Source organism: Mesorhizobium sp. M7A.F.Ca.US.010.02.1.1 (genome assembly GCF_004023085.1).
In the GTDB taxonomy this organism is placed as follows: domain Bacteria; phylum Pseudomonadota; class Alphaproteobacteria; order Rhizobiales; family Rhizobiaceae; genus Mesorhizobium.
In genome coordinates, this window is sequence record NZ_RZRV01000028.1 from 55966 (window position 1) to 79881 (window position 23916).

23 protein-coding genes and 1 pseudogene are annotated in these 23916 nt (G+C 60.9%); 9 read left to right on the forward strand and 15 right to left on the reverse strand.

All coding sequences use genetic code 11. From position 1 onward, the window contains the following. The first annotated feature begins 1 nt into the window (after position 1). The gene (gene ugpC, locus EOA19_RS24185) at positions 2-1105 is read left to right on the forward strand and encodes a sn-glycerol-3-phosphate ABC transporter ATP-binding protein UgpC (protein ID WP_128305002.1); all 1104 of its coding nucleotides are present in this window, start codon (positions 2-4) and stop codon (positions 1103-1105) included. Between the two features lie 33 nt (positions 1106-1138). Continuing rightward, positions 1139-1867 carry an SDR family oxidoreductase gene (locus tag EOA19_RS24190; RefSeq protein WP_127297657.1) on the forward strand — a complete coding sequence of 243 codons (729 nt, stop codon included), beginning with the start codon at positions 1139-1141 and terminating at the stop codon, positions 1865-1867. A gap of 118 nt (positions 1868-1985) precedes the next feature. Here EOA19_RS24190 and EOA19_RS24195 read toward each other — a convergent pair whose 3' ends face one another. From EOA19_RS24195 to tkt, 5 genes are all read right to left on the reverse strand, one after another. Further along, a complete protein-coding gene (locus tag EOA19_RS24195) occupies positions 1986-2777 on the reverse strand; it encodes an ATP-binding cassette domain-containing protein (protein WP_245486284.1) in 792 nt (263 codons plus the stop codon). A gap of 29 nt (positions 2778-2806) precedes the next feature. Further along, complete coding sequence (locus EOA19_RS24200) at positions 2807-3793, reverse strand: ABC transporter permease (protein ID WP_127297655.1); 987 nt, start codon at positions 3791-3793, stop codon at positions 2807-2809. Positions 3794-3920: 127 nt separating this feature from the next. Continuing rightward, on the reverse strand, positions 3921-4937 hold the full coding sequence (locus EOA19_RS24205) for a substrate-binding domain-containing protein (protein ID WP_245486286.1): 1017 nt from the start codon (positions 4935-4937) through the stop codon (positions 3921-3923). Positions 4938-5140: 203 nt separating this feature from the next. Continuing rightward, positions 5141-6736 carry an FGGY-family carbohydrate kinase gene (locus tag EOA19_RS24210; RefSeq protein WP_128305004.1) on the reverse strand — a complete coding sequence of 532 codons (1596 nt, stop codon included), beginning with the start codon at positions 6734-6736 and terminating at the stop codon, positions 5141-5143. Continuing rightward, the gene (gene tkt / locus EOA19_RS24215; RefSeq protein WP_127297949.1) at positions 6733-8793 is read right to left on the reverse strand and encodes a transketolase; all 2061 of its coding nucleotides are present in this window, start codon (positions 8791-8793) and stop codon (positions 6733-6735) included. Before tkt ends, EOA19_RS24210 begins: the two co-directional genes overlap by 4 nt. A 224-nt stretch (positions 8794-9017) precedes the next feature. Here tkt and EOA19_RS24220 point away from each other — a divergent pair, with 224 nt between their 5' ends. Further along, positions 9018-10259, forward strand: coding sequence for an ROK family transcriptional regulator (locus EOA19_RS24220; protein ID WP_127297950.1), 1242 nt, complete (start codon positions 9018-9020; stop codon positions 10257-10259). A gap of 7 nt (positions 10260-10266) precedes the next feature. Here the strand turns inward: EOA19_RS24220 and EOA19_RS24225 are convergent, their stop codons facing one another. The 10 genes and pseudogenes from EOA19_RS24225 to EOA19_RS24260 all read right to left on the reverse strand — a co-directional run bounded on the left by EOA19_RS24225 (position 10267) and on the right by EOA19_RS24260 (position 18675). Next, complete coding sequence (locus EOA19_RS24225; RefSeq protein WP_245486288.1) at positions 10267-11055, reverse strand: ATP-binding cassette domain-containing protein; 789 nt, start codon at positions 11053-11055, stop codon at positions 10267-10269. Continuing rightward, positions 11052-12089, reverse strand: a complete 1038-nt coding sequence (locus tag EOA19_RS24230; RefSeq protein WP_128305005.1) for an ABC transporter permease — start codon at positions 12087-12089, stop codon at positions 11052-11054. Before EOA19_RS24230 ends, EOA19_RS24225 begins: the two co-directional genes overlap by 4 nt. Positions 12090-12097: 8 nt before the next feature. Then, complete coding sequence (locus tag EOA19_RS24235; protein WP_164780471.1) at positions 12098-13138, reverse strand: sugar ABC transporter substrate-binding protein; 1041 nt, start codon at positions 13136-13138, stop codon at positions 12098-12100. Between the two features lie 864 nt (positions 13139-14002). Further along, positions 14003-14815, reverse strand: a complete 813-nt coding sequence (locus tag EOA19_RS24240) for a flavodoxin domain-containing protein (RefSeq protein ID WP_245486291.1) — start codon at positions 14813-14815, stop codon at positions 14003-14005. Continuing rightward, the gene (locus EOA19_RS36040) at positions 14746-14967 is read right to left on the reverse strand and encodes a hypothetical protein (protein WP_245486293.1); all 222 of its coding nucleotides are present in this window, start codon (positions 14965-14967) and stop codon (positions 14746-14748) included. Before EOA19_RS36040 ends, EOA19_RS24240 begins: the two co-directional genes overlap by 70 nt. A 551-nt stretch (positions 14968-15518) precedes the next feature. Further along, positions 15519-16633: pseudogene (locus EOA19_RS24245) on the reverse strand (Fic family protein). Positions 16634-17066: 433 nt separating this feature from the next. Then, entirely contained in the window at positions 17067-17246 is a 180-nt protein-coding gene (locus EOA19_RS24250) for a hypothetical protein (protein WP_127297358.1), read from the reverse strand. Then, a complete protein-coding gene (locus EOA19_RS36555) occupies positions 17227-17613 on the reverse strand; it encodes a recombinase family protein (RefSeq protein WP_348629775.1) in 387 nt (128 codons plus the stop codon). Before EOA19_RS36555 ends, EOA19_RS24250 begins: the two co-directional genes overlap by 20 nt. Beyond that, the gene (locus EOA19_RS36560) at positions 17511-17876 is read right to left on the reverse strand and encodes a recombinase family protein (protein WP_348629774.1); all 366 of its coding nucleotides are present in this window, start codon (positions 17874-17876) and stop codon (positions 17511-17513) included. Before EOA19_RS36560 ends, EOA19_RS36555 begins: the two co-directional genes overlap by 103 nt. Positions 17877-17994: 118 nt before the next feature. Beyond that, positions 17995-18675: an ABC transporter permease subunit gene (locus EOA19_RS24260; RefSeq protein ID WP_245486289.1), complete on the reverse strand. Its 681-nt coding sequence runs from the start codon at positions 18673-18675 to the stop codon at positions 17995-17997. Positions 18676-18702: 27 nt separating this feature from the next. Here EOA19_RS24260 and EOA19_RS24265 point away from each other — a divergent pair, with 27 nt between their 5' ends. The 6 genes from EOA19_RS24265 to EOA19_RS24290 form a co-directional block, all read left to right on the forward strand. Continuing rightward, positions 18703-19827, forward strand: a complete 1125-nt coding sequence (locus EOA19_RS24265) for an Ldh family oxidoreductase (RefSeq protein ID WP_127297357.1) — start codon at positions 18703-18705, stop codon at positions 19825-19827. Next, entirely contained in the window at positions 19824-20501 is a 678-nt protein-coding gene (locus EOA19_RS24270; protein ID WP_127297356.1) for a GntR family transcriptional regulator, read from the forward strand. Before EOA19_RS24265 ends, EOA19_RS24270 begins: the two co-directional genes overlap by 4 nt. 25 nt (positions 20502-20526) lie before the next feature. Then, complete coding sequence (locus EOA19_RS24275; protein WP_127297355.1) at positions 20527-21699, forward strand: mandelate racemase/muconate lactonizing enzyme family protein; 1173 nt, start codon at positions 20527-20529, stop codon at positions 21697-21699. An 80-nt stretch (positions 21700-21779) separates the two neighbouring features. Beyond that, on the forward strand, positions 21780-22757 hold the full coding sequence (locus EOA19_RS24280; protein ID WP_127297354.1) for a tripartite tricarboxylate transporter substrate binding protein: 978 nt from the start codon (positions 21780-21782) through the stop codon (positions 22755-22757). Between the two features lie 54 nt (positions 22758-22811). Then, positions 22812-23279 (forward strand): tripartite tricarboxylate transporter TctB family protein, encoded by a 468-nt coding sequence (locus EOA19_RS24285; protein ID WP_164780469.1) that lies wholly within the window; start codon positions 22812-22814, stop codon positions 23277-23279. Between the two features lie 29 nt (positions 23280-23308). Then, the coding region (locus tag EOA19_RS24290) for a tripartite tricarboxylate transporter permease (RefSeq protein WP_164893018.1) at positions 23309-23916 on the forward strand (608 nt) is incomplete at its 3' end.

Here is a 23916-nt window from a genome sequence, read left to right on the forward strand (position 1 = left end):
TATGGCGACGCTTTTGATCGACAAGGTCACCAAGGCCTTCGGCCACACCACGGTCATCCCGGAATTGTCGCTGACCATCGAGGACGGCGAGTTCTGCGTGCTGGTCGGACCGTCGGGCTGCGGCAAGTCCACACTGCTTCGGATCATCGCCGGGCTCGAACCTATCAGCTCCGGCCGCATCCTGGTCGATGGCGTCGACATGAGTGGTGCCGAGCCACCGGAACGAGGCGTGGCCATGGTGTTCCAGTCCTATGCGCTTTATCCGCATATGGATGTCGACCGCAACATCGGCTTCGGCTTGAAGATTGCTCGAACGCCCGCCGCCGAGATCGTCGAACGTGTCAGCCGTGCTGCCGAAAAACTGCGGCTGGGCTCATACCTGAAGCGCAAGCCGCGAGAGCTTTCCGGCGGGCAGCGCCAGCGCGTCGCGATCGGCCGCGCCATGACCCGCAAGCCGAAACTCTTTCTACTTGACGAGCCGCTCTCCAATCTCGACGCCGCGCTACGTGTCGGCATGCGCCTGGAGATCGCGCGGCTGAAGGCCGAGCTGGCGTCGACCATGGTCTATGTCACGCACGACCAGGTAGAAGCCATGACGCTTGCCGACCGTATCGTGGTGATGAACGGCGGGCGCATCGAGCAGGTCGGCACACCGCTCGATCTCTATCACCGACCCGCCAATTCGTTCGTTGCCGGCTTCATCGGTTCGCCGGCGATGAATTTCCTGAAGGGCTGTGTCGAAAAGGTTGAAGGCAACCAGGCGACGGTCAGCCTGGACATCGGGCTTTCACTCACCATGCCGGTTTCGAAGGCACTGCGGGCGGGCGTCGAAGTGACTGTCGGGATTCGGCCTGAACACATCGTGCTGTCCACCGAGGGGCAGGCCGATGCGTTCGTCGTGAAGGCGAGCGTGGTCGAACTGTTGGGCAGCGACACCTTCATTCATGTGCGCGAAGGCGAGGAGAACCTGGTCATCCGCGATAGCGGCGGCCGCATGGCGCGCACGGGGGATCGCATCGCGATCTCCTTGCCGCCCCGCGCCTGCCACCTCTTCAACAAGGCCGGTCAACGAATTTTCGATGTGGCGGCCACCGAGCCCGCCTGACACCAACTCGAAGAACATCACGAAGAGGGAACCATGACGGATTTTCAGGGACGAAATATTCTGGTGACGGGCGGCAGCGGCGGCATTGGCGGCACCACTGTGCGGCATCTGGTGCGGGCCAACGCCAATGTGATCGCAGCCGGGCGCTCGCAAGAGGCGCTCGACGCCATCGCCAGCGAGACGGGCTGCCGCACCGTAACTTTCGACCTCGCCTCCGAGGACGAGGTCCGCGACGCGCTCGAAGGGCTCGACCTCTGGGGCGTCGTCAATTGCGGCGGTTTCGGCGGCGAGATCGCGACGCCGATGGACACCGACATCGCCATCTTCGACAAGGTGATCACCATCAATGCGCGCGGCGCGCTGCTGGTCACCAAATACGCGACGCGGCAGATGGTGGCAATCGGCAAGGGCGGCGCGATCGTCAACGTCTCCAGCCAGGCGGCGCTGGTCGCGCTCGACGGGCACATTTCCTACGGCTCCTCCAAGGCGGCACTCGAAAACATCACGCGCTGTTCGGCCCTGGAGCTGGGCAAATACAACATCCGCGTCAACAGCGTGAACCCGACCGTGGTGATGACGCCGATCTCATCGGGCCACTGGAGCCAGCCGCATGTCGCCGAGCCATTTCTGAAACAGATGCCGCTCGGTCGCTGGGCGACTGAGGATGAAGTCGCCGGGCCGATAGTGTTCCTGCTCAGCGACACCGCTTCGATGATTACCGGCATTCACCTTCCCATCGACGGCGGTTACACCTGCCGATGAGGCCTATGACAGCGGTCCTAAAAGCGTGTCGCGTCTGAACGGATCAGGCGACCCGCTTTAGAGGTCTTTGTTTATAAATGTCGTTCTCCCAAGACCGAGCACACTTCGGCGACACGCGTTAGCGAAAAGCTGATGCTGCCGGTTCTTCGAACTTCGCCGCGCCGGTCATGATGGCGACCACATCGCCCATGGTGTGGGTTTTCGGACTGACCACGGCCGCACGTTTGCCCAGGCGCATGATGTGGATGCGGTCGGCGATTTCGAAGACGTTCGGCATGTTGTGGCTGATCAGGACCACCGGCAATCCGCGCTGGCGGATCGCCCGGATCAGGTCGAGAACCTGGCCAGTTTCGCGCACGCCAAGTGCCGCCGTCGGCTCATCCATGATCGCCAGCTTCTTGGCGAACAATGCCGCTCTGGCGACCGCGACGCCCTGACGCTGGCCGCCTGACAACGATTCGACCGCGCTGCCGATCGACGGCAGGTGGAATTTCAGGTCCGCCATGCTGCGCTCCGCCTCCGCGCGCATAACCTTCTTGTCGAGCATGCGCAGCACATTGCCGAGGAAGCCGGGGCGGCGGCGTTCCCGGCCGAGAAACAGATTGCTGGCGATGTCGAGCGCGGCCGCAACGGCGAGATCCTGGTAAACCGTCTCGATGCCTAGCTTGCGTGCGTCCAGCGGACCCTTGAAGTGGACGGGTTGGCCGTCCAGCAGGATGTCGCCACCGTCGGGGATGAGCGCGCCGGTCAGCGCCTTGATCAGCGAACTCTTTCCAGCGCCGTTGTCGCCGACCACCGCCAGGATTTCACCGGAGCGCAGTTCGAAATCGACACCGTCGAGAGCGGTGACGTGGCCGTAGCGTTTGACCAAATTGCGGGCTTCGAGGACGACGCCACCTGGGGTGGTCACGACTGGCGCTCTCGGCTCGACAGGCGCCATCACCGCCTCCCCCTCGTCAGCTGATCGAGCGCGACCGCCACGATCACCAGAATGCCTGTGATCAGATCCTGCCAGAGCGGATCAATGCCCGCGAGCGTCAGCCCGTTGCGCAGGACGCCGACGATCAGCGCGCCTATCAGTGTGCCAATCAATCCGCCCCTGCCACCGAACAGGCTGGTGCCGCCGATGACGACGGCGGTGATGGAATCGAGATTGGCAGTCTGCAACGCGTTGGGGTCGGCATTGGGGATTCGGCCCAGCGCCAGCCAGGCCGCGATCCCATAGATAAACGCCGCAAGGACGTAGACCGAAAGCAGAAGCCGCCCGACCGGTATGCCGACAAGCCGGGCGGCTTCCGGATTGTTGCCGACCGCGTAGACATGCCGTCCCCATTGCGTCTGGTTGAGAAGAAACCAGATAAATCCATAGAGGAGGAGCATGATGATGACGCCGTAGGTGAGGACGAAACCGTTCAGACGGATGGTGTTTCCCGTCCAGCCGAGAAAGTCGTCGTTGACCGCAAAGGCCCCGCCCGCCGAAATCAGCCTGAGGGCGGCGGTGATGATGCCCAATATGCCAAGGGTCACGATGAAGGGCGGCAGGCGCAGGCCGCTGATCAGGCTTCCCGCCGCGACACCCGCCGCTGTGCAGGCAAGAACGGCCAGGGCCATGGCCGCGATCGGATCATAGCCGCTGTTCGCCAGCTTTCCGGCCAGGATGGTGCCCAGGACGCATATCGCTCCCACCGCGAGATCGATGCCGGCGGTCAGGATGATCAAGGTCTGGCCAATGGCCAAAGTGCCGATGATTACCGTCTGCTGGAGAATGATCGACAGGTTTTGCGTAGCGAGAAAACGCGGATTGGTCAGCGAAAAGATCACGCCGAAAGCGAGCAGTACCAGCAACGGCCCCACCGATGGCGTGCCGATGACCTTCTTGGCAATGCTCGACGTCCTGCCGAAAGGGAGTGCCGATGCCGAATTCATAGTGCCCTCTGGAACGGTCGCCACATCTCCCGACCTCAGGTGCCGGAACGATCGGGACCATGCCGATACAGATCACCGCCTTGTCGACGGCCTGTCCAGCATGGTCCCGCCGGGGAGGATACAGAAATCAGTCGCCCCAACAGTTCTTGAGGCCCCATTCGGTATCCTTGGAGTCTATCCCTTCGACCGGCTTGTCGGTGATCAGGAACGAACCCGTGTTAACGAAGCCGCTCGGCTTCTTGCCGCTGGCGGCATAGTCGACGACCGCGTCGACGCCCATGGCCGCCATCTTGTAGGGGAACTGCATGACCGTCGCGGCGATCTTGCCGGCCTTGACGTCGCGAACACCGGCGCAGCCGCCGTCGATCGAGGTCAGCATGACATCGGCTTCCTTGCCGAAGGATTTCAACGCCGCATAGCCGCCGGCGGCGGCTGGCTCGTTGATGGTGTAGACCGCATTGATCTCGCCGTTCTTGGAGAGCAGGTTTTCCATGCCGACCTGGCCCTTGTCCTGCGCGCCATTGGTGATGGCCGAGCCGGCAATGGCCGGATCGCCTTCGGCAAGCCCGAAGCCCTTCAGATATCCATTGTGCCGGAACGCATCGACCGTGCCCCCAGGCGTTCCATCGAGCATCGCCAGCACCGGCTTCTTGTCGCCGAGCGCCTTGCGGGCATAGGCGCCCTGCTGCACGCCGGCCTCGAAATTGTCCGTGGCAAACGTCGCGTCGACGGCGTCGGCGGGATCGGTCGCCGTATCCAGAGCGATCACCAGCACCCCTGCATCACGTGCCTTCTTGATGATACCCAGCATGCCACTCGAGTTGTTCGGGGTTACCAGTATGCCTTTGGCGCCGGCGCTGATCAGATCCTCGATCGCGGTGACCTGGCCTTCATTGTCGCCATCGAACTTGCCGGCACGGGCGATCAGCTTGACGCCCTTGGCCTTGGCCTCGGCTTCGGCGGCCTGACGCATTTTTACGAAGAACGGATTGACCTCCGTCTTGGTGACGAGGCCGACAATGACTTCCTCGGCCGAGGCTCGACCGGTCGCTGCAAAAGCGGTCCCCAAGAACATCAGGGCCGTAACGGTTGATTTCACGATGGCGCCGGAGTTGGTGCCGGTCGACATAGGCAAAGTGGACATGAATTCCTCCCGAGTTGTTGAACCTTTCTCCTCAAAAGGCTCGCCGAGTTACGCATATGTTTTGCATACAGTCAAACATTATATCTATAATTATGTATGTTTTTATACATAATTATAGATATAAATCGTGCCTTAGACGTGCTCCGCACGACAAGGGTGTGGCAGCCCGCAGCGGAGATCGCCGAGGCTGGCAATCCGCTTGTTCAGGCCACCGATTTCGTTTCTTCCTCCGACCGGAAGAGCGACGCCGCCCTGTTTAGATCATGCATGGCGTTGCGTACGGTCCGGCTGTCGCTGAGCTGCCGATAATTCTCGTAAAGGGACCGGTAGGCGGCCGCATTTTCGCGGCGCGGGTGATAGGGCGTGAAGGTGCGCGCGCCGAACCGGGCTGTGCCTTCGGCGAAGCCATTCACCAGTTCCGCCGCGACCGCGCCATGGACCGCCGCGCCGACGGCCGTTGCATGGGCAATGCTTGGAACCTCCACGACGCGCCCCAGCACGTCGGCCATGATCTGGACCAGCAATGGATTGTTCTGGGCCAGCCCGCTCGTCAGGATGATGCGGTTGATGCCAAAATCGCCGGCCTCGAAGAGGTCGACCACCGTGCGAGCGCCAAAACACAGCGACTCGATCAGTGCGCGGTAGATGCCGACGCCCGTGGTTTCGGTCGTGAGACCGAGAAGCAGGCCGCTGAGGTCTGAATCCGCGAGCGGCACGCGGTTGCCGTTCCACCAGTCGAGCGCCACGAGATGGTTGGCGCCGGGTTCGAGCCCGGCTGCCTCGCGGTTGTAGATACGGAAACTTTCCGCCTCGTCCGCACCACGCGGAAAGGCCTTCACGAACCAGGCGAGCGTGTCGCCAAACCCAGCCTGCCCGGCCTCGTAGCACCAGAGATCGCGAACCGATCCATCCTTGGCCACACCTTCGATGCCGGGGGGTAAAGGACGGAACTGTTCGTTCAAAAAGAGATAGACCGCAGACGTCCCGAGCGCACCGACGAGACAGCCGGACGACACGGCCCCGACCGCCGGCAGCACGACGTGCGAATCGATGACCGCCACCGCGACGATCGCGCGGCCGCTGATCCCGGTGCGCGTTCGCCATGCTTCAGACAGGCTTCCAGCCGCCGTGCCGATACGGTGCGGCACCGACAGCCTTTCGGAAAGACCGGGCACGATCCCCTGCGGATAGCCTTCGGTCTCGGAATACTGGGCCTTGTAGGCTGCGAACCCGAGACTTCGCACTTCGCGGCCGGTCAACTGCCAGACAAGCCAATCGCCGGACTCGATGAACCTGCCGGCGGCGCTCCAGATGTGCGGTGCCTCGTCCGCGATCTGGGCGGCCTTGGGAAGCAGCCATTCCCCGGAAAGCTTGCCGCCGAAATTGCGCAGGAAGGATCCGCCGCGACGGTTGATCGCATCTGCGAAGGGCTGTGCGGCGCGATGTTTCCACAGCTTGACATACGCATGGGGCTCGCCGGGATGAAGTTCGGAAAGGGCTGTACCGTCGGCAGTGGTCGGCATCGGGGAACTTGCCGAGAAGCCCAGTCCGATCGACTCGATGACCCGACCGCGCCCCAGCGCATCAAGGATTTCTTCCGCCGCGTCGAGATAGTCGGCGGCGTTCTGCAACGCCCATGACCGCGGCAAGGGCGTGCCGTCAGGAAGGCTTTGCGTCATCACGTCATGGCGATAGGCATGCGTGTGGCTGCCGATCTGCTCACCGGTTGCTGCATCCAGAAGGACGCCGCGAGCTGATCCGGTGCCATAATCCAGCCCGATAACGTAAGTTGCGGTCATCTCGCCTGCTGCCCTCCCAACTCCGGCGACGCAGCGCGGCGATGTTTCTCAAGCGCCCTGTAAACCGCCTTCTCGACCGCCTCGACGGTCAAGTGGAAATGTTCGTAGAGCATCTCGGCCGGGGCCGATTCGCCAAACGTGTCGATGCCGACGCATTCGCCTTCGAGGCCGACATATTTGCGCCAGTAGTCGGTCACCCCGGCTTCGACGGAGATGCGGGGAACGCCGCGCGGCAGCACCTCAGCCTTGTAGCCGTCATCCTGCCGGTCGAAAGCACTGGTGGACGGCATTGAGACTACACGAACCGGAATCCCTTGCTTTGCAAGTCGTTCCTGGGCGCCGACAGCGAGCTGTACTTCGGACCCGGTCGCGATGATGACGGCGTCCAGCCGGCGATCTTCCCCGCGCAGCACGTACCCGCCCCTGCGCACCGCTTGAACCTGGGCATTGTCGCGCGGCTGAAACGGCAGGTTCTGGCGGCTGAGTGCAAGACTTGTCGGCGTCGCCACCTGCTCGAGCGCAATCTGCCAGGCAACCGCCGTCTCGACGGTGTCGCATGGTCGCCATACGTCCATGTTAGGCATCAGCCGGAGCGTGGCCAACTGCTCGATGGGCTGATGCGTCGGACCGTCCTGACCGAGCGCGATGGAATCGTGGGTGAAGACATAGATGGCGCCAAGCTTCATCAGCGCCGCCATGCGCAGCGCGTTGCGCGCATACTCCGAGAACATCAGAAACGTGCCACCGAACGGACGAAACCCACCGTGGGCCATCAGACCGTTCATGATCGCGGCCATTCCGAATTCGCGCACGCCGTAATAGATGTAGTTGCCGCCCGAGACGGAGGTGATCGGTTCGGCCCCCGTCCAAAGGGTGAGGTTCGAACTGGCAAGATCCGCTGATCCGCCGATCAGTTCGGGAAGGAAATTGGAAAAGGCCTGAATGGCGTTCTGACTTGCCTTGCGTGTCGCCAGCGTTTCGGCCTTCTCGACGGTTTGCGCAACGAACGCATCCGCCTTGGCGGCGAAGCCTGCGGGAAGATGGTGCGTGGCGCGCCGTTCAAACTCCGCCGCATCATCGGGGTAGGCCGCGCGGTATGCCTCGAAGCGGCGGCGCCAGTCGGCCTCCGATGCAGCCCCCCTGACCGAGGCGTTCCACGCGTCGCCAATCTCTCCTGGAACGTCGAACGGCGCATGCGGCCAATCGAGCGCCAGCCGAGCCCGGCCGACCTCGTCGGCGCCGAGCGGAGAACCATGGCTATCGTGACTTCCGGCTTTCGTCGGCGCTCCCTTGCCGATCATGGTCTTGCAGCAGATCAGCGTCGGGCGGGCTGCTTGCGCCTTCGCCGCGGAAATCGCCCGGTCGACCGCCTCGACATCGTGCCCGTCCACATCGGCAATGACCTGCCAGCCATAGGCCTCGAAGCGCTTGGGCGTATCATCGGAAAACCAGCCCTCGACATGGCCGTCGATGGAAATGCCGTTGTCGTCGTAAAGCACGATCAGCTTGCCCAGACCGAGCGTTCCGGCAAGCGAGCAAGCCTCGTGCGAAATGCCTTCCATCAGGCAGCCGTCGCCTGCCAGGACAAAGGTGTGGTGGTCGACGATGTCGTGTCCGGGTCGGTTGCAGGCGGCGGCCAGCGTCTTTTCGGCGATTGCCATGCCGACCGCATTTGCGAGGCCTTGCCCGAGCGGACCGGTCGTAACTTCAACTCCCGGCGTATAGCCGAACTCGGGATGGCCCGGCGTCCTGCTGTCAAGCTGCCGAAACTGCCGCAGATCGTCGATCGAGACATCGTACCCTGTGAGATGGAGCACGCTGTAGAGCAGCATCGAGCCGTGGCCATTGCTGAGCACAACGCGGTCGCGGTCGGTCCAAGCCGGATTGGATGGGTTGTGACGAAGGTGCCGGTGCCAGAGCGCGACTGCGATCTCGGCCATGCCCATCGGCATGCCCGGGTGGCCGGACTTGGCGTTCTCGACCGCATCCATTGACAGCGCACGAATGGCATTTGCCAGGAGGTCCGGGCGTGCGAAGTCCTTTTGCGCTAACAACATGTGAAACTCCGTCGATCGAGTGACGGAGAAACATCGCAACAGCGCGGGGGATCCACGCAAGTTCATCCGTTTCTCCGGGACGACATCCTCTTACTCATCGATATATCTTTAAGTCAACGTATTATTGCATATTTTTGTACAAAACTTACGCCGTTTTGTTGAGAACACGCCTTTATCTCCCGTGGGTTTATGGCTAAATCTCAGGGCGAACGGGGACGTGCGGAATGGCAAGGACAAATGGCACGGCGGAGCATCCCGCTCTTGCGAACAGTGGTGAAATTCTCTCGCTGATTGCCACCGGCGCCGCCACGTCCCGGTCGGCGTTGCTCGACGCGTCGGGATTGTCACGCGTGACTGTGACCCAGCGCCTCAATGCGCTGATCGACTCCGGTCTGATCCGCGAGACGGCGCGCACCATGCCCAGCGGCGGGAGACCGACGCGCGTGCTTGGGATCAATGAACGGGCCGGTTTCTTTCTCGTCGCCAATATCGGCGAAACCTACATCCATCTTGCCGCAATGGATCTCGAACCCGCAATCGTCACGCAAAGCACAATACCTTTCAACGCATCGGACGGACCGGCGGCTTCCCTCGAGCAGATTGCCGACGGGTTCGACATTCTTGCAGCGAAGGCTCGGACCAGCCATGGCTCACTTTTTGGAGTCAGCCTCAGCATGCCCACGCCGGTCGATTTCAAACGCGGCCGCGTCGTCGGTCCGTCGGTCCTTCACGGGTGGGACGAATTCGACATCATCAGCTGGCTGCGCCGTCGCTTCGATGTTCCAATCTATGTCGAAAATGACGTGAACCTCATGGCGATCCACGAGCATCGCCAGAATTTCCCGTATGTCGATGACATGTTCTTCATCAAGGCGGGAACGGGTATCGGCAGCGGCATCATCGCGGGCGGCAAGATCTTTCGTGGCGCTCAGGGCGCGGCCGGCGACATCGGCCATATCCAGTTCAACTCCGAGAACGCGCCTTTGTGCCGCTGCGGCAAGCTCGGTTGTGTCGAAGCCCGCGCCGGCGGCTGGGCGATTGCCCGTGATCTCTCGAGCAAAGGCTTCCAGGCGGAGAACGCCCGTGATGTCATATCGCTCGTCGAAATGCAGAAGCCGGAAGCCCTGATGCTGCTGCGCAGCGCTGGGCGGGTGATCGGCGAAGTCGCCTCCGATGTCGTCAGTATTCTCAACCCGAACCTGATCGTTGTGGGGGGGACACTCGCCAAGGGTGGAGAGTTTCTGTTGTCGGGTATCCGCGAACTGGTCTACCAGCGATGCCTTCCGCTTGCCACGCGCGAATTGCAGATCGTCCTTGCCAACCCGCCGAAGGACAGCGCGCTTTTTGGCGCTGCCTATCTGGCGCTTGAGGATATCTTCAGCCTTGGGAAAGTGGAGGAGCTCATCGATCGACTTGCCGTCGATCGTGCCAATCCAATTTCACAAGGCAGCACGATTTCCGGGTGACGCTGTTTCAGGTGACGCCCATGATCATCGCGACAAGATCCTTCTGAACGCCTTGGCGTACAATCATCTCACCGACGCTTCGGCCTTGCCGCATGACGACGGCACGATCCGCCACGCGCACGACGTGGTCCATGTTGTGACTGACGATGATGACCGACAGGCCTCGCTCCGGCAGGCGTCTTACCATCGTCAATATCTCGTCGGATTCGCGCACACCAAGTGCCGCCGTGGGTTCATCCAGAATGACCACTCGGCGGGCGAACGCCACCGCCCGTGCAACCGCCACAGCCTGACGCTGGCCGCCCGACATCAGTCCGATCTCCTGGGAGGGCGAGACATGGGAGACGCTCAATGCGCTGGCATATTGCCGCCACTGTCGCTGCTCTTGTCCGGCGGAAAGGAAGCCCAGCGGACCGAGCCAGCGAGGCCACGTCTGCTCGCGCCCGATCAGGAAATTATCGGATACGGTCAGATTGTCGAAAACAGCAAGATCCTGAAATACGGTCTCGATTCCCGATGCACGCGCGTCGGCGGGCGACCGCAGCCGCAATGGGCGTTCGTCAAGCTCGATGTCACCGGAATCCAGCGTTACGATGCCGGTGATCGCCTTGATGAGTGTCGATTTTCCGGCGCCGTTGTCGCCGAGCAAGGCAACAATCTCGCCCTCATGGAGGTCAAGCGACGCACCAGCCAGCGCTGTTACGAACCCGTAGGCCTTGCGCGCGTCCCGCACCGAGAGAACCAGACGTGCATCGGTGGCCATGTTGGAAATGCTGTCAGGCGAGGCGACACTCATTGGCTCACCTGCCTCGCGCGCAGCGTTCGAAGGCGGGTCTCGATGTGTTTGCGCAAGACATCGAGCTCAAGCGCCAAGAGGATGCCGATGCCGATTGCCACCGACGACCAGAACGGAGAGACGTCGAGTTGCTGAAGGCCGCTGCGGATGGTGGCGATAATCAGCGCGCCGAACAGCACATTGGTGATGCTGCCGCGACCTCCGAAGAGACTTGCCCCACCGACAACCACCGCCGTGATGGCGTCCAGTTCATAGCCGATGCCGGAAAGAGGTGAAGCCGACCCTGTCCGGCCGTGATACAGCATGCCTGCAATGCCCGCTGTGGCGCCACAGATGGCGTAGGCGCTCATGATCAGCCTGTCGCGCGGAAGTCCAACCCATTGCGCGACATCGGGATTACCACCCACCGCATAGAGCCAGCGGCCCCATTGCGTCCGCCGCAACATGAGCCAGAACAGCCCTGCAAGAACGAGGACCATCAACGCGCCGGCAGGTAAGCCCAGCACCTTGCCGTTTGCAAGCCAATGCACGGCAGGCGAAACACCCACGAGCGTGTTGCCACCGCTGATGAGCAAGGCGACACCGGCAACAATGCCAAGCATGGCCACGGTGACCACGAGGGGCTGCGGAATTCCCCCTTTGACGATGAGGAAGCCGTTGATCAGTCCGACAATCAGGCCAACAAGCGGATAGATGAGCAGCGCAATCGAGCTGGGCTGATCGACACCGGTCAACGTGGCCACCGTAACAACACTCAGGGCTATGACGCTGCCGACGGAAACATCGACACCGCGAACCAGGATCACGAGGAATTGCCCCAGGCCCAAGGCGCAGACAATCGCGCTTTGGGCCAGGAGGTTCTGAAGATTGCGCACCGAAATAAAATGCGGGGCAAGCAGGCCGAATGCCACGACCAGGGTTACGAGAATTATGATCGGCCCGGCCTGCAGAAGCCATAGCAGGACGGAGAGGTGGTCGCGGCGCCCTGCCCCCGTGTCGGGCGACTTCCCCGCATTGTCGACATGCGCTTCCATCGGTGGCGCTATTTCACGACGTCATCAACGTTGCCGGCCACCACGTCGGAGACCGTCTTCAGCATGCCGCCGGCATTCTCCGAGGTTTGGACCGGCTGCGCCGGCACCACCACGAGCTTTTCAACGCTCTTGCCTCGGACCAGGTCAGCGGTGGTGTCCGTGGCTGTTCTGGCGATCACCTCGAACGGATAAGGCACCGTGAACTTCCAGTTCTTGTTGCCCGCAGCGATCGCCTTCAGCGCATATTCCTGGCCGCCGACCGAACCAACGATGACATTGGATCCGGCCGCCTCGAGCGCCTGCAGCGTTCCCTGCGCGGAGACGTCAAAGATGTCGTAGATGCCGACCAGATTCGGATGCGCATTCAACATGCCCTCGGCGATCGTTCGCGATTTCTCGGGATCGCAGCGGGCGTCGCCCTCGGCAACGATGTTGAACTTCGTATCCCTCACGGCATCTTTGAAAGCGTTGATGAATGCGTCGGTGTCCGCCAGGCCAGCGATACAGCGGATGACGCCAATCTCGCCTCCTGCGGGGAGCTGCTTGGTGAACTCCTGAACAACCGCCTTTTCGGCCCCGACCGGATCATAATTCACCTGAGCCGTGAGATCATCGATCGGCGGCGGCGCGCCGTCGAAGGACAGCACCTTGATGCCTTGCTTGGTCGCATCATTGAGCGCGCTTACCAGCTCCTTGGAGGTGGCGCCGGTGTTGACGGCGATAACCTTGTAACCTTCCGCGGGAGCGTTGACGATCTCTTGAATGAAGAAGTTGACGTCGCCGCGCGAGGTGCCCGATTTAACGTCGATCTGAACGTCTTCGATCTTGCTGCCGCGGCCTTTGGCGACGTTGTACTGGCGCACATAAGCTTGATCGCCGAGATACGAAAAGAGCATCAGCCCCTTGGGCTTGTCACCGGCGAATGCGCTGAAGGCAACGCAGCAGCTTGCCGTGATGAGGGCGGCAGCGGACGCGCGCAAAAATAGCTTCGGTTTCATTTCTATCTCCTCCCAAGATATCGAGGCCACTTTCCCGATGTCAGCCTCCATCTGACAATATGTCAGCTCGCTTGATATGTCTATCATTATCTAATTTGCGGTCCATTTTGATTGTTTTTAAACATAACAAACCTGAGTTGGCTGGTTATCCGTCCTGGCAGGGCGTTGTCTCAGCCGGGAGTTGCACTACAGCTGTGGAAGGCATCCACCGATGGCATACCCGCCGTGTTTACCCGACTACGGCTGGGCAACGCGCCGACGAAGTATCCCGCTCGGATAGTCCATTAGCGAGCAGGCCGACAGGCAGGCGTTCCGAAACGATCAGGTTGGCCGCAGCACAGCCAAGGGACGTCATGATAGCGTTACCGCCTTGGCCAGCAAGCCAAAAGAAGGCGGGCGCGAGGCGATAGAATCGCCGGCTGGAGCAGGAACAGGTTTATCCCGAGCGGTCGTACGGACCCACAGAGCGGTGCCTCCGCTACGCTGAAGGGCAAGGCTCTTCGGCGTATCCCTAGTAGATCACACGTGTCCGCGAACGCTCAGCGGCGTGGCGACCCGAGCTCTATGATCATGTCAAAACGCGGCACCTATCGTTTCATGACCTGTTCACGGAGCACGGTAGGACGTTAATCCCGCCCCTTTGGATTTTTCTCTACGCACGCCGTCCCGATTGACGAATGTCCCGCCGTCTCCAGCGGTATCCGTACAGAGGCCAAGTCATGCTTCCTGCAGTTTGCTATCCTGACAGCGAGCTGAGTGAGGAAAGCGGCCTCGTATTTCACTCGAACGCATAGCTGTCCCCTTGGACAATCAGGCAATCTTTAAAACATCGCCAGGAGAAACTATTGCCGTCAGCTCACATTATCAGCCGGCCGGGGTCGGGAGCTTGCATCACCGCTTGGGCTTCACAAAAAATCACCGCGAGCGCAACAATTGTTGCGCGATAGACCAGGCTTGTTCGACTTGGTGTCGGGCGGCCGCCGCAGCTTTGTTAGGATCGCGAGACTTGATCGCGTTCATGATCGCGGTCATTTCGCGTATCGCCGATTCCCGGCGATTGGTTGAAGTTATGGTCATCGACCGCAGTTGATTGATGCGAACATTCAGTCCTTGCACGATCTCCCACGCGATGCGCTTTCCGGCAGCGTCGAAAAATTTTTCATAGAAGTTCGCCGTAGAAGCGCTTGCCGAGCCAGCCGTCCTGTTTGGTAAACCTGGTCCGAAAGTGGCCGGCGCAAGCTTAGTGACGGCAGTCGCGATCCAGCCAGCGGCCTCGTCTTCATAGTCGACGCCGCAATCGACCCGGTCCTGCAGTCGCACTGCGCCAAGTTCGGCCAGTCGCCGATCGAGTCGCTTACCGGCTTCGCAATAGCGTTCATAGGTGGAATCGCCGAGCGCCAGCACCGCATAGCGTACGCCTTCAAGACACGGCGCCTTACGGCTCTCGACGAATTCGAAGAAGCCCATGCCTGAAAGCGGTGGATCGCCCTCGCCATGGGTGCGTGTGATGATCAGTATGTCCTGCTCGTCCTTGAGCTTGCGCGGCTTGTAGTCGGCCATGTCGATCAGGGCTGGCTCAAATCCTTGCCTGCGGACGGCTTCCCCGAGCGCCTTGCCGAGACCGGAGCTGTTGCCGGTCTCACCGCCGAACAGGATCGTCAGCGATCGCGAAGAAACCGCAGCCGGTGCTGCCGATCCGGAGTGATCCGATGCCGATGGAGAAGCAATGTCTCCGAACGACGCGCACGCGCATGGTCGATCCCGGCGAAATAGCCACGGATCCACAGCGCCTGGCCGGGCTTCAGCGAGGTCGCCAGGGCTTTAAGGCGTTCCCATTGTTCGGCGGTGAGGCCTGGTCCTGGAAATTCCAATCCCGTCATCTTCTCGCTTCCTTCGGCGCTACGGCGCCGATGGTCCCCCCCCCCCGCAACATGGAAAATGTCTTATCCCAAGGCGGAATTGCTGCTACGGGCGCGACAATTGCATCGGCTTTTTGGCCCAGACAAACGAATGATATTGCTGGCTGACAGCAAGAATTTTGCAGTCAATGGCAAACGAAACGGACATTCCAATATTCGTCCAAACGACACAACTTTCTTTCCAAGAACGAGATGGCCGTGGTCAAATAACTGCGATCGGCTGGTTTCGCTTGTTTGTTGTTGTAGTCCCAATGCATCCAGTTATCGCTGTCATCCTTGCGCAGGAAGTTTTGAAAACCGTTCGGTGTTCGCCAAAGCGAGCTTTCAGATAACAGTAGATGTCCACCGGCCTAAGCCGAGACCTGGCCGCGAGAATGGCGCCGCCTTTCTTCTTCTTAGGTTTTCCTGTCGCGCGTAACCCTTCCACCACTTCCTGCCGGGTAGCTGCCCGCCATTCACCGATGCTGAGGCAAGCAGGCTCTTTGACAGCCTGCCTCTTTCACCGATGGGATTTACGCGCGATCGTCACGAATATTCAGCGTGTAACGTGTGTGTCGGAGTTCACCGGTTTTTGTTAGCGCACCCTTGGCGACTAAGTCCTGTAAGTCCCTAGTTGCCGTCGCGCGCGATGTCTGGGTGATGGCGATGTAGTTTTCCGCGCTGAGGCCACCTTTGAACCCGTCGACACCTTCCCGGAAGATCCGGGCGACGACTTTTTCCTGGCGCTCCTTGAACTGACCCCGATGTGCTCGTAAAACTTGGCCTTGGCGACGGAGAACTCGACGCGGGCGAGCGTTACGCGCTGCGCTTCGAGGATCGTGGCGGCGAAGTAGAGCAGCCAGCCGGTAATCGCATTGCTCTTGTTACTGGCTTCCAAGCTGTCGTAGTAGGCCTTACGATGACGTTCGATCGTATAGGCCAGTGCGATCAGGCTAGGCTCGCCAAGATTTTGCGCCAGCGCCCTTTCGCAAAGGGCACGTCCTATGCGGCCGTTACCGTCTTCGAACGGGTGGATGCTTTCAAAACAGAGGTGCGCGATGCCGGCGCGCGTCAGTGCGGGAAGCGGCGTCTTGCCTTTGGGGGCGGTGTCATCGAACCAGATCGTGAAGGCGTCCATTTCGGCCTTCACGCGCGATGAGGGCGGCGCTTCGAAATGCACTTTGGGCTTGTCCGGCCGATTGGAGACGATCTGCATCGCCTCGGCATGCTGGCGATAACTGCCGATAGTCTCGGTGGGCCGTTCACCCGACATCACCATCTTGTGCCAGGCGTAGAGGGTGCGATGCGAAAGCGGCTCTGCAAAATGCAAGTACACGTCGGCCATCATTTCGGAGATGCCTCGCTCCGCTGGAGGAATGCGTCTGTTTTCATCTCCAAGCCCAAGTTGCTGCCGTAAGGACGATTGCAGGCTCTCGCGGTTGAGGTATTCCCCTTCGATAGCAGACGTTTTCAAGGCCTCTTCGCTGATAAGCTCGATGCGGATCTGATCGCGGTCCTCGGAACCGACGTGACGAAAGACGCCGAGGAACTCGCCCGATCGCAATAGGAACTCGCTTTCCAGCGGGTCCAACGCCATCTTGTCGTAGGTAAAATGCGGCCAGTCGGCCTGCTCCCAATTCCATGCCATGAGCTATAGAACCCCTTTCTATAACTCATAGTAGCGAAAAATATGAGCTATAGAAATCTTATCTATACCTCAGCCCGCGGGAAGTAAACGCGACAGCAGCCAGGCTGCCACCCTGACCAGAACACCGAAATACACCATGGCCCAAACGCCTAATCGGGTCTCGCGATGTAGCGGTCTCCCGCTACCATCAATACGGCGTTAGGCGCCTCTCCTGGTTGCGGTTTGCCAAGTTGAGGAGTTCCGCCAGCGCACCGTGGACCTTGAGCTCAATCTGCCCCCTGCCCTCGGTCGGAATGATCTCGATCTTCGCAACTGGCGAACGGACAATCCTCGCTGCCTCGTGACGCTCGCTTTCGTCGGATTGCAGCGCCCGCTGGAGTTCTGACACTTTCCGGCAGCCTCGACCGCCGCCGGGTGAAACTCCACGATGCTTTCAGCGGCTGCCATGACTTGAAGGTCTCGCCCTAGACTTTTCTTCTCGCTCTCGAGGTCCAGCAACTTCGATCTCATGCTGGCCGTCGAGACCGTCGGCGATGGCATCAACGATATTGGCGATCTGCCTGTCGATGTCGATGAACGGCTTCTCAGCTTTCTTATTCCGTTGGCGGTTCATGGCTTCGCTTGAGATTGCCGTTGATCGTCGAGGCGCCCCAAGCGCCACCAGACGGCGATGGGATACCTTCTTTATTGAGGTCAACAGCTATCGCACGCGATGATCGACCAACCGCGAATTCCTGAAAGATTCTGGGCACGACCTGTGCTTGATGCTCATCAATCTCGCGCAGACCGCGGATCGGCTGGCCGGTTTCATCGAGCTTTTTGACCTTGCTTTGTCCGCGCCTGATCTTAACCGCAAGGTCACGCAGGAAGAGCGCGTTCATCGTTCCCTTGAGGCCCACATGAAGCCCGTCCACTTTACCCTCGGAGAGGGTGACGAGATTGATGCCGGCGAAGCGCAGCCGTTTGAAGAGACCAGCCAATCTTCCTGGTCGCGTGAGAGGCGATCAAGCGCCTCGGCAAGAACGATCTCGAACTGCCCGCTTTGAGCATCACTCAGGAGCCGCTGAATGTCTGGTCGACGGACGATGCTTGCACCAGAGATGGCAGCATCCGCACAGGTCCCAACGACAGTCCATCTCTCTTTAAATGAGTGTTCTCGGCAAAGTCGCAGTTGGTCCTCGATGGAGGCTTCGAGAGCGCGCCGTAAACAGCGCCGTAGCGAGCGGCGGGTTTGCGCACCCATCCGGACGTCCAAACCCTTTATCCACCGCCTGGAAGCGGACGTCGCCGGCAGCGAAGTTCAATTCGAGGTTGCGCTAGTGCGGAAGGCCGATTTCCGATCACCTATCCGAGTAGGGCCGTCACGAAATCATGGCATCGTGGCGCATGAGAAAACGCTCTGTGCAGCGGATGATCGCGATCAACATCAGATTGATCACGCCAGCAATAGCAAAGATCTCGAAGATGGCGAAGGTCTGGCTCATGAGCCGTTTGGCATAACCGGTCATTTCGAGCACCGTGATCGTCGAGGCAAGGCTGGTCCCCTTGACCACGAGGATCAGCTCATTGCCATAGGCCGGCAGCCCCTGGCGGATGGCGAGCGGAAACTCGATGCGCCGGAACCGCAGCATGCGCGACATGCCGCACGCTTGGGCCGCTTCGACGAGACCAACTGGAACCGACATCAATGCGCCGCGTAGTATTTCGCACGTGTAGGCAGCCGTGTTCAGCGCGAGCGCCAGAACAGCGCAGCGCGCGCCATTGCTGATCACCCACCACAAAGCCGGGTTATCCTTGATCAGGGAAAGCTGGCCAAGTCCGTAATAGAACAGGAAAATCTGCACGAGCAGTGGCGTACCGCGAAAGACATTGGAATGGGCACCGAACTGGCCAGGACAGATGGGCTGATCTCGTCCGGCCGGAGGGGTCCCATTATTCCTGGCTTGGAATGAAGAAAACCTATCGTTAGAATCAATCGAAGCTGACGTTGTGTTTCGACTGGGCACATTCCTATTCTTGGTCGTCGGATGGATGTCGATCATGTCGAGCGGCCCGCCCGGGAGATCACGATGAGACATGATTTCGAGACACATCGCCGTCAGGCCGCAAACATTTTCCGCGCCTGGGGCATGCCCGCCGAGAAGGCCGAGAAGTCGGCAGGCGTGCTTGCATGGGCCGATCTCCATGGTCTCGAAAGCCACGGCATCGCGCTGTTGGTCGAATACAATGAACGACGTCTGACACGGCCGATCAATTTCCAGTCGAAACCCACCATCGTCCAGGAAACGGCGGTCAGTGCCCTGCTCGACGGCGATGGCGGCCTCGGCCATGAGCCGGCCATATCAGCCATGGAAACCGCGATCGCCAAGGCGACCGCAGCCGGTGTCGGCGTGGTGTCGGTTCGCAATTCCGGCCATTTCGGGGCGCTGGGTTACTTCACCACGATGGCTACCGATCATGAGTTGATCGGCATGGCTGCCACCAGCGTATTCGGCATCCGTGTCCCCCCGACCGGTGGTGCGGCGGCGCGCTTCGGCACCGACCCGTGGTCCTTCGCGGCGCCCGCGGAGCCCGGCCGACCGTTCGTGCTGGACATGGCCACGACGACCGTGGCGTCCGGCAAAGTCCGAAACAAGATCGTCGAAGGTCAACTCATGCCTCCAGGCTGGGGCATGGACAGGAAGGGCGTGCCCACGCTGGACCCGGCGGCGGTCATGGAAGGAGGCTTCCTGTCGCCACTGGGCGGGTCGGCGGAGAGCGCCGGCTACAAGGGTTACGGGCTGGCTGGGATGGTCAATATCCTCGCCTCGTGCCTGTCCGGCTCTACGCTGATCACCGATCCCAACCATTCGAAACAGCCCTGGGGCCTTGATGTCGGCCACTTCTTCATGGCCATCAACCCCGCCTTGTTCCGTCCGATAGCGGACTTCCGAGCCGACGTTTCCCGCTTCTGCCACGACCTGCGCGCAACGCCCCCGGTGGACCCGCTGAAGCCCGTCCAGGTGGCGGGCGACCCTGAGCGCAGGGTCCGCGCCGAGCGCGAGAAGGCCGGCATTCCCATCGGGCCTGGCCTCCATCGGCGCTTGTATCAAATTGCACAGGAATCCGGCGCGGACTGGGTGCTTTCTCCCCTCGATTTTACTGTCGACAGTTTTCAGTTTACTGGCGGCAGAGAAACGAGGGGCAAGGCATGACTTTTGCAGCAAGGCCGATCGAGCGAACCGCAAGTCTTGCCGTTCGCGTCTACGCCGAGATCGAGCGGATGATCCTCGCGGGGGACATGCAGCCCGGCAGCAGGATCAAGGAGGCGGTGCTTGCCGAACAGATGGCGGTAAGCCGCGCGCCGGTGCGCGAGGCGACGCGTGCGCTGGTCGAGGCGGGGCTTCTTGTGTTCGTCCCGGCGCGCGGTGTTTTCGTACGTGAAATGTCCCACCGCGAGATCGCCGAAAACTACGACGTGCGCTCATTGCTCACCGGATTGATGTGCGCGCAGGCTGCGGAACGGCGCACCGATTCCGACGTGGCAAAGCTCAAGCGCCTGATCGATGACATGGACATGGCGATCGCCGCCGGCAGGATCGCGCACTACTACGAGATCAACCTCGAGCTTCATCAACTGATCGGCCGCATAGCCGACCACTCCTGCGCGCATCGCGTCTACAACGACCTAATCCGAGAGACCCATTCCTTGCGGCGCTCTCTGTCATCGCCCGGCCAGACAAATCTGGAGCATCGCACAATCGTCGAGGCGATCGAATGCGGTGACGCCGAACTCGCGCGGCGCCGGGGGAGCGAGCACGTCCTTAACGGCAAGGCGCGTTGGAAAGCGTCCATCGAAACGACGGCGCCCGCCGCGGTCGCCATATGATCCATTTATCCCAAGGAGACCTCACTTGAAAATTGCAAACATCACAGCCAGCCTGCATCGCCACGAGATCGATTTGCCTGGCATTGGCGAATCCATCGAATCTCGCATGTTCGTCTTTGTCGAGGTCGAGACCGACACGGGTCTGAAGGGGCTCGGCTGCACCGGCCAGTTCCTGCCCTGGTCGACCATGCCCTGCATCGAGGATCATATCTTTCCGTTGATCAAGGGAATGGATGTCTTCCACACCGAGGCGATCCACTCCAAAGTATGGAAGCAGCTCAACAACCGCGCCTATACCGGTGTCATTTCCAACGCTCTCTCGGCGATCGACATCGCGCTGTGGGACCTCCAGGGCAAGATTGTCGGCAAGTCGGTCTCGGAGCTGCTGGGCGGCTATTCCCGCGAGGCCTACACCTATGCGACATTTGGCTACCCGTTCTTCGACGAGCAGCAGATCGCCGACTATGCCAAGAAGTTTCTGGCCGACGGGCACACCATGCTGAAGATGGTCGTCGGCGGCGAGCCGACGCGTACCTGGAAGGACGATGTGCGTCGCGTCTATGCCGCACGCGAGGCAATCGGTCCCGACGTCGACCTCATGATCGACGCCAATTGCTACTTCAATCCGCATGAGGCCTTCATGCTGGCGAAGGCCGTAGAAGACGCGAACCTGAAATGGTTCGAGGAACCGATCCAGCAGAACGATGCGCGTGCGCTTGCCGACCTGCGCGGTCGCGTCAAGATACCTATCGCCGCCGGCCAGATGGAAGGCAACCGCTGGCGCTTCCGCGAACTCGTCGTCCACCACGCGGTGGACGTGCTGCAGCCGAACGTTCTCTACAATGGCGGCTACACCGAAGCGCTCAAAGTGGCGCATCTCGCCCAGGCCTTCAACCTGCCGATGGCCAATGGCGGCGGCTGGCCGATCTTCAACATGCACATTCTGGCAGGCGTGATGAATGGCGGCCCGGTCGAATTCCACTACGGCATGTGGATGACCGGAAAGCATTTCTTCAACGGCACGCCCGACCCCGTGAACGGCAAGATGACAATCCCGGATGCGCCGGGCCTTGGCTTCACGCCGAATTACGAAGCGCTCAAGGATGGCCGGGTCAAGGATCCCAAAGGCAGCCAGTTCACCGGTCGTGATGCACACGGCTACCTGCTGCGTGAAACCATCGAAAAGAAGAACGCCTGACAATCGCAGCCCCGGGACCGCCAAAAAATGGTTCGATCGGTTCCGGGGCTGTTCCAATTTCTAACTGGGAGGAAACGACTATGACCTACGCACTCTCGAATTTCGTCAACCACGGCCGCGCCGTCGGCCTCGGTTTGCTCACAGCCGCGGCCGTCGCGGTCAGTCCCGCGGCGGCGGAGTATCCGGACAAGGACATCAAGATGATAATCCCGTTCGGCGCCGGCGGCGGCAGCGATACGCTCGCCCGCACCATCGCCGGCGTGATCGAGGAGATGAAGCTGATCCCTGTGAAGATCCTGCCTGAGAACCGTACAGGCGGCTCGGGCGCGGTCGGCTACAGTGCAGTCGCCAAGGAAAAGGGCGATCCCTATCATCTGGCGACCGTCAGCGTCAGTTTTTTCACAACGCCACTCCTGGGTGGCTCGCCGGTGAGCTACAAGGACTTCACTCCACTCGCCGCGATCGCGCAGTCGCCGTACATCATGGTTGTCCCCACGTCTAGCGAATACCAGAAGCTTGACGACCTGAAGAAGACGCCTCGCTTCACCACGGGCACGACGGGCGTCGTCTCCGACGCGGCACTGCTGGCCAAGATGACGTCCAACGCGCTCGGCATCCAGATCGACTCCGTGCCGTTCGACGGTGAGGGCGAGGTGATGGCGGCGCTGCTCGGCGGGCATGTAAACGTCGGCTTTCTCAACCCGTCCGAGGCGATGGCGCAGATGAAGGCCGGCAAGCTGCGGCCACTGGCGATCACATCGGCAGAGCGTTCGCCGGCCTTCCCCGATATCCCGACCTTCAAGGAACTCGGCTACGACGACATTTTGCACACCCAGCTTCGCGGACTGGTCATGCCTGCGGGCGTTCCACCGGAAGTCGTCACCTACTGGGAGGGCGTGCTGCAAAAGGTTGCGACCAGCGAGCAGTGGAAGAAGCAGTATATCGATCGCTTTCACGACATCCCGGACTATGTCGACGCGGAAGGCTTCAAGGAAGTGCTCGAGCGCACCAATGCGCGCTACGAGACGATGATGAAGGAACTCGGCATCATCAAATAATGACGTTGCTCGGAGCCACCCGAAATGGTGGCTCTCATCGGGAGGAGGAAAGCGATGAGCGTTCAACGGCTCGACCTACTGGTCGCAGCACTGCTGATAATCTTCGGTCTCTGGCTGATCTACACGGGCATCGGTTATGGCGTGATGCAGAGCACCACGCCCGGGGCCGGTCTCTTCCCCATTATCATCGGTTCGTCGATCGCTCTGCTCAGCGCAATAAATCTCTACCGGGCGCTCGGCGGGCTTGAGAAGCTTGGCCCGGGCATATCGGGCCGCGAGGCGGCAAAAGCTGGCGTCGTGATCGCTGCGCTCCTCATCGCCGTCTGGCTGACCCCGTATCTCGGCATGATGATCGCCACCATGCTGGCCATGGCGGCGATCGGCCTGGCTCTGCGAACCGAACCGGGACCGGTTTTCTTTGTCAAGCTTACGGCGGTGGCGGTGATCACGCCGATCGTCCTTCTGCTGCTGTTCGAAAATCTCCTGGGCGTGCCGACCCCTAGGGGACCGCTCGGCTTCTAGCTAATCGGCCACCCAAGAGAGGTACCGCGATGGAAACGCTTGCTCTGCTGTGGGACGGAATTCTCGCCGCCACGGATCCGGCAATCTTCGCCTGCACCATATTGGGCGCTGTGATCGGCTTGCTGATCGGTGCGCTCCCTGGCCTCGGACCGACCGCCGGTGTTGCGATCATGCTGCCCGTGGCCGCAGGCTTCGGCGGCGTCGCGGCAATCGCGTGCCTCGGTGGTGTCTACTATGGCTCGATGTTCGGCGGCGCCATCACGTCGATCCTGCTCGGCATTCCCGGCGACGCACCTTCCGTGATGACGGTCATCGATGGCTATCCAATGGCCCAGAAAGGAGAGGCCGGGCGCGCGCTGGGAACGAGCGTCTTCGCCTCCTTCGTCGGCGGTTTTCTCGGCATTGCCGGGCTGGTGGCTCTTTCGGTTCCGGTATCGCGCTATGCACTTGCGTTTGGTCCGACCGAGATGACGGCGATGATGTGTTTTGCGCTTTCGCTGCTCAGCGTATTGGGCGGCCGCAACGCCTTCAAGGGTTTCATCGCGTTGGCGCTGGGCTTGTGGCTGGGCACGGTGGGACTCGACCCCATTTCCGGTTTGCCGCGCTATACCGGCGGGGTGCTGAACCTGTTTGTCGG